The 910-nt window shown below is 70.7% G+C and carries 1 protein-coding gene; it reads left to right on the top strand.

Annotated features, from left to right (window positions below; genetic code table 11):
• Positions 1 to 85 precede the first annotated feature (85 nt).
• Positions 86 to 727: a DedA family protein gene (locus tag AA75_RS35880; RefSeq protein ID WP_051814032.1), complete on the top strand. Its 642-nt coding sequence runs from the start codon at positions 86 to 88 to the stop codon at positions 725 to 727.
• The last annotated feature ends 183 nt before the right edge of the window (positions 728 to 910 follow it).

Below are 910 nucleotides of genomic sequence, written 5' to 3'. Positions count from 1 at the left end.
GGACAGCGGGCGCCGGAGGGGTCGACTTGGCAAATGCTTTACCATTCCATTGCCAAGAGTCGACCTTCGTGGGAGTACCCCTACCGTGACCAGCCTCGCCCTCGGCCCGTCCTGGCTCGACCCGACCACCCTGATCTCGACCTTCGGCCTGATCGGCATCCTCGCCGTGGTCTTCGCCGAGTCCGGCCTGCTGATCGGCTTCTTCCTGCCCGGCGACTCACTGCTGTTCACCACCGGACTGCTGGTCGCCGGCGGACGGCTGCTGCCCCAGCCGCTCTGGCTGGTCTGCCTGCTGGTGGTGGCCGCCGCGGTCGCCGGCGACCAGGTCGGCTACGCGTTCGGGCGGAAGGTCGGGCCCGGGCTGTTCCGGCGCACCGACTCCCGGCTGTTCAAGCAGGAGAACGTGGCCAAGGCCGGCGCCTTCTTCGAGCGGCACGGGCCGAAGGCGATCGTGCTGGCCCGCTTCGTCCCGGTGATCCGCACCTTCACCCCGGTCATCGCCGGCGTCGGACGGATGACCTACCGCACCTTCGTCCTCTACAACGTGATCGGCGGCGTGCTCTGGGGCGCCGGGATCACCGTGCTCGGCTACTTCCTCGGCCGGATCGCCTTCGTCCGGGACAACATCGAGTTCATCTGCCTCGGCATCGTGCTGCTCTCGGTGCTCCCGGTGCTGTTCGAACTGGCCCGCGCCAGGCGCCCGCGCGCCGCCGAGTCCCAGACGTAACCGCAGGTCCACCGCCCCGTACATATGCATCGGGCCGTTCGATCGGGCAAGGTGGGGGCAGACGGGAACGGACCGTGGCCGGCGCGGCCACCAGGGGCGGCGAGGAGCGGACGTGCCGAAGCTGGGCCGGCAGGGCGACGGCGACACCAGGACGCCCGAGGACGGCCCCCCGACCCCCGGCCC

Source organism: Kitasatospora sp. MBT63, assembly GCF_000710465.2.
Lineage (GTDB): Bacteria > Actinomycetota > Actinomycetes > Streptomycetales > Streptomycetaceae > Kitasatospora.
The sequence above is the reverse complement of the archived record's forward strand: the minus strand, read 5'-3'. Positions and strand labels throughout refer to the sequence as shown.